General features: G+C 38.9%; 4 protein-coding genes. All 4 read left to right on the forward strand.

Features of this window, described 5'->3' with window-relative positions; genetic code table 11:
- Positions 1-1,815 (forward strand): SspB-related isopeptide-forming adhesin (locus tag HMPREF2853_RS03535; RefSeq protein ID WP_148131393.1); only part of this gene is annotated, 1,815 nt, incomplete at its 5' end.
- A 133-nt stretch (positions 1,816-1,948) separates the two neighbouring features.
- Entirely contained in the window at positions 1,949-2,476 is a 528-nt protein-coding gene (locus HMPREF2853_RS03540; RefSeq protein WP_000119887.1) for an FUSC family protein, read from the forward strand.
- A 76-nt stretch (positions 2,477-2,552) separates the two neighbouring features.
- A complete protein-coding gene (gene glnR / locus HMPREF2853_RS03545; RefSeq protein WP_000664333.1) occupies positions 2,553-2,909 on the forward strand; it encodes a transcriptional repressor GlnR in 357 nt (118 codons plus the stop codon).
- A 36-nt stretch (positions 2,910-2,945) separates the two neighbouring features.
- Complete coding sequence (gene glnA, locus HMPREF2853_RS03550) at positions 2,946-4,292, forward strand: type I glutamate--ammonia ligase (protein ID WP_001122885.1); 1,347 nt, start codon at positions 2,946-2,948, stop codon at positions 4,290-4,292.
- The last annotated feature ends 462 nt before the right edge of the window (positions 4,293-4,754 follow it).

Raw genomic sequence — 4,754 nt, forward strand, 5'->3', positions numbered from 1 at the left:
CCAACTCCACCGGTAAAAACTCCAGATCAACCAGAGCCATCAAAACCAGAAGAGCCAAATTATGATCCATTGCCAACTCCGCCGGTAGCACCAACTCCTAAGCAGTTGCCAACACCACCAGCGGTGCCAACAGTTCACTTCCATTACAATCGTCTATTTGCACAACCTCAGATTAATAAAGAAATTAAAAATGAGGATGGAGTAGATATCGATCGTACTCTAGTTGCTAAGCAGTCTGTAGTGAAGTTTGAGTTGAAAACAGAAGCGTTGACAGCTGGTCGTCCAAAAACAACTTCATTTGTATTGGTAGATCCACTTCCAACTGGCTATCAGTTTGATTTGGAAGCAACCAAGGCTGCAAGCAAAGGTTTTGAAACAAGCTATGATAAAGCTAGTCACACTGTAACCTTTAAGGCTACTGAGGAGACCTTGGCTGCTTTCAATGCGGATTTGACAAAATCCTTTGAGACTCTATATCCAACTGTTGTTGGTCGTGTCTTGAATGATGGGGCAACTTATACAAATAACTTTACATTGACAGTCAACGACGCCTACGGTGTTAAGTCAAACATTGTTCGTGTAACGACTCCAGGTAAACCAAATGATCCTGACAATCCAAATAACAACTACATCAAGCCTTTGAAAGTTAACAAGAACAAGCAAGGTGTAAATATTGATGGTAAAGAGGTTCTAGCTGGTTCAACGAACTACTATGAACTTACATGGGATTTGGACCAATACAAGGGAGATAAATCTTCTAAAGAAGCGATTCAAAATGGTTTCTACTATGTGGATGATTATCCAGAAGAAGCCTTAACCCTTCAACCAGAATTGGTTAAGATCCGTGATCTAGAGGGCAACCTTGTATCAGGTATCAGTGTTCAACAATTTGATAGTTTAGAAGCTGCGCCTAAGAAGGTTCAAGATCTGTTGAAGAAAGCAAACATCACTGTTAAAGGTGCTTTCCAACTCTTCTCAGCTGATAATCCAGCCGAATTCTACAAGAACTATGTAGCAGCAGGAAAATCATTGCTCATCACAGATCCGATGACAGTTAAACCTGAATTTGGTCAAACGGGTGGTAAGTACGAAAACAAAGCCTACCAAATTGATTTTGGAAATGGCTATGCTACAGAAGTAGTTGTCAACAATGTACCGAAAATCACACCTAAAAAAGATGTGACAATCAGTATGGATCCAAGCAGTGACAATATTGATGGCCAAACCATTCCGTTGAACCAGTACTTCAATTATCGTTTAATCGGTGGTTTGATTCCACAAAATCATTCTGAGGACTTGAATGACTATAGTTTTGTAGATGATTATGACCAAAAGGGTGATCAATACACTAGAAACTATAAAGTTCTTGCCAAGGTTGATATCCGATTGAAAGACGGTCGTGTTATCAAGGCAGGAACAGACTTAACGGCTGAAACACAGGTTGAACATGATCAAGATAAGGGAATGCTTACAATTCGCTTCAAGGAAGAATTCCTTCAAGAGATTCAGTTGGATTCTCCATTCCAGGCTGAGACTTATATTCAAATGAAACGAATTGCTGTTGGAACCTTTGAAAATACCTATGTAAATACTGTGAACAAAGTTGCTTACGCCTCAAATACAGTTCGTACGACAACGCCAGAACCTAAGAAACCAGAGGAGCCAACGACTCCTACTCCAAATCCAAAAGGTAACCCTACTCTACCTCAAACAGGTACAAATGATTCAAGCTACATGCCATATCTTGGTCTAGCAGCTTTAGTAGGAGTTTTAGGACTTGGTCAGTTGAAACGTAAAGAAGACGAAAGCAAGTAAGCTCTAAAAGTTAAATAGAAAAGAGGAACTCTGTTTCCTCTTTTTTATAGCCAAAAATTAAAAACGCTTCCTATTGATTTTGGCTCATAAAATCAACTAATTTATGTTAAAATGGTAGTAGAAAGTTGAGATTATGAGTTATTTTAAAAAATATAAATTTGATAAGTCACAGTTCAAGCTTGGTATGCGAACCTTCAAAACAGGGATTGCTGTATTTATAGTTCTCTTGATTTTTGGTTTTTTTGGCTGGAAGGGGCTTCAAATTGGAGCGTTGACAGCGGTCTTCAGTCTACGAGAGAGCTTTGATAAGAGTGTCCATTTTGGAACTTCGCGTATCTTAGGAAATAGTATTGGCGGTTTTTACGCCCTTGTCTTTTTCCTCTTAAACACTTTATTTCATGGAGCCTTTTGGGTAACCTTACTAGTTGTTCCAATTTGCACCATGTTAACCATTATGACAAATGTTGCCATGAACAACAAGGCAGGAGTTATCGGTGGTGTAGCGGCTATGTTAATCATTACCCTATCAATACCGAGCGGAGAAACATTTTTGTACGTATTTGCACGTGTATTTGAAACATTTATGGGAGTTTTTGTCGCAATCCTTGTAAATTATGATATTGAGCAACTGAAACTCTTTTGGGAGAAAAAAAGAAAATAATGTTACATTTTATGACATTATTCGTTGACGTTTGTCTTTTTTTAGACTATAATAGACAGGAAGAAGGAAATTGTAAATGAAGGAAAGAGAATTTCGCCGAAATATGGCTGTTTTTCCTATCGGCAGTGTTATGAAGTTGACCGATCTCTCGGCGCGTCAGATTCGTTATTATGAAGATCAAGAGTTGATCAAACCTGATCGAAACGAAGGGAACCGTCGCATGTATTCGTTGAATGACATGGATCGTCTACTTGAAATCAAAGATTATATCTCTGAAGGTCATAATATTGCTGCGATTAAGAAAAAATATGCTGAACGCGAGGCGAAGTCCAAGAAAGCCGTGAGTCAGACGGAAGTGCGTCGTGCACTCCACAATGAACTCCTCCAGCAAGGGCGCTTTGCTTCAGTACGGTCACCCTTTGGTCGCGGTTAGGCAATCGCAAGTAGTCATATATTAAGGAGAAAACCCATGCCAATCACAGCTGCAGATATTCGTCGTGAAGTCAAGGAAAAAAATGTTACCTTTATCCGTCTCATGTTTTCAGATATTCTGGGAACCATGAAAAACGTCGAAATTCCTGCTACAGATGAACAGTTAGATAAGGTCTTGTCAAACAAAGCCATGTTTGATGGCTCTTCTATTGAAGGTTTTGTACGTATCAATGAGTCAGATATGTACTTGTACCCAGACTTGGATACATGGACAGTCTTCCCTTGGGGAGATGAAAATGGGAGTGTTGCAGGTTTGATCTGTGATGTCTATACAACAGAAGGCGAACCCTTTGCAGGTGACCCACGTGGTAATCTGAAGCGTGCACTTCGTCATATGGAAGAAGTAGGATTCAAATCCTTCAACCTTGGTCCAGAACCAGAATTCTTCCTCTTTAAGCTGGATGAAAATGGCGATCCAACTCTTGAGGTAAATGACAAGGGTGGCTACTTTGATTTGGCGCCTACTGACCTTGCTGACAATACACGTCGTGAAATCGTGAATGTTTTGACCAAAATGGGATTTGAAGTAGAAGCGAGTCACCACGAGGTTGCGGTTGGACAACATGAAATTGACTTCAAGTATGATGAAGTCCTCCGTGCCTGTGACAAGATTCAAATCTTTAAACTCGTTGTTAAAACCATTGCTCGCAAACACGGTCTTTACGCAACCTTTATGGCGAAACCAAAATTTGGTATCGCTGGATCAGGTATGCACTGTAATATGTCCTTGTTTGATGCAGAAGGAAACAATGCCTTCTTTGATCCAAATGATCCAAAAGGAATGCAGTTGTCTGAAACAGCCTACCATTTCCTTGGTGGTTTGATCAAGCATGCTTATAACTATACTGCCATCATGAACCCAACGGTTAACTCCTACAAACGTTTGGTTCCTGGTTATGAAGCGCCAGTTTACATTGCTTGGGCTGGTCGTAACCGCTCGCCACTAGTTCGTGTACCGGCTTCACGTGGTATGGGAACTCGTCTTGAGTTGCGTTCAGTGGATCCAATGGCAAACCCATATATCGCTATGGCTGTTCTTTTGGAGGTTGGTTTGCATGGTATTGAAAACAAAATCGAAGCACCAGCTCCTATCGAAGAAAATATCTACATCATGACAGCAGAAGAGCGTAAGGAAGCTGGAATCACTGATCTTCCATCAACTCTTCATAACGCCTTGAAAGCTTTGACAGAAGATGAAGTGGTCAAGGCAGCCCTAGGTGAACACATCTACACTAGCTTCCTTGAAGCGAAACGTATCGAGTGGGCCAGCTATGCAACATTTGTTTCACAATGGGAAGTTGATAATTATCTTGATTTGTATTAAGAACATAAAAAAGATTATCTAATTGGATAATCTTTTTTATTATTGCAATTTTTTAAATGCATTTTGATACTATTCTTAGTATATATAATATGGTGAATTGAGCAAAAATGGATCATTAGTTGAATTGATTAAAAAGTAATAATATTCTGAAAAAACTCAGAATAATATTCCCGTAATCCTATCTCGAGAATCTCTCTAATGTATGAAATAGTAGGTTTTTAACATTCTAAAAAAAATTTACAATTTGACAACATATTTCTTGAAATACTAATTAGTAAATGATAAAATATCATTTGACATGAATGAGGTTTAGCTCTCGTTTTTATAGATTGATATATTATTTAATTGAAACTTATTCATGATATTTTACTATTATAAGAAAGGAGATTTTGTGTAAAAAAGACAGATGGTGGTTTCTGTTTTAAGAGATGGAGTCATCATAGCTTTAGCGGTGGGTTTAAT

The organism is Streptococcus sp. HMSC077F03 (assembly GCF_001812375.1).
In the GTDB taxonomy this organism is placed as follows: domain Bacteria; phylum Bacillota; class Bacilli; order Lactobacillales; family Streptococcaceae; genus Streptococcus; species Streptococcus oralis_S.

Bases quoted from the DNA above. Each gene is read 5' to 3' on its own strand.
- HMPREF2853_RS03540 (WP_000119887.1), top strand. From the start codon at position 1,949: ATGAGTTATTTTAAAAAATATAAATTTGATAAGTCACAGTTCAAGCTT.
- glnR (WP_000664333.1), top strand. From the start codon at position 2,553: ATGAAGGAAAGAGAATTTCGCCGAAATATGGCTGTTTTTCCTATCGGC.
- glnA (WP_001122885.1), top strand. From the start codon at position 2,946: ATGCCAATCACAGCTGCAGATATTCGTCGTGAAGTCAAGGAAAAAAAT.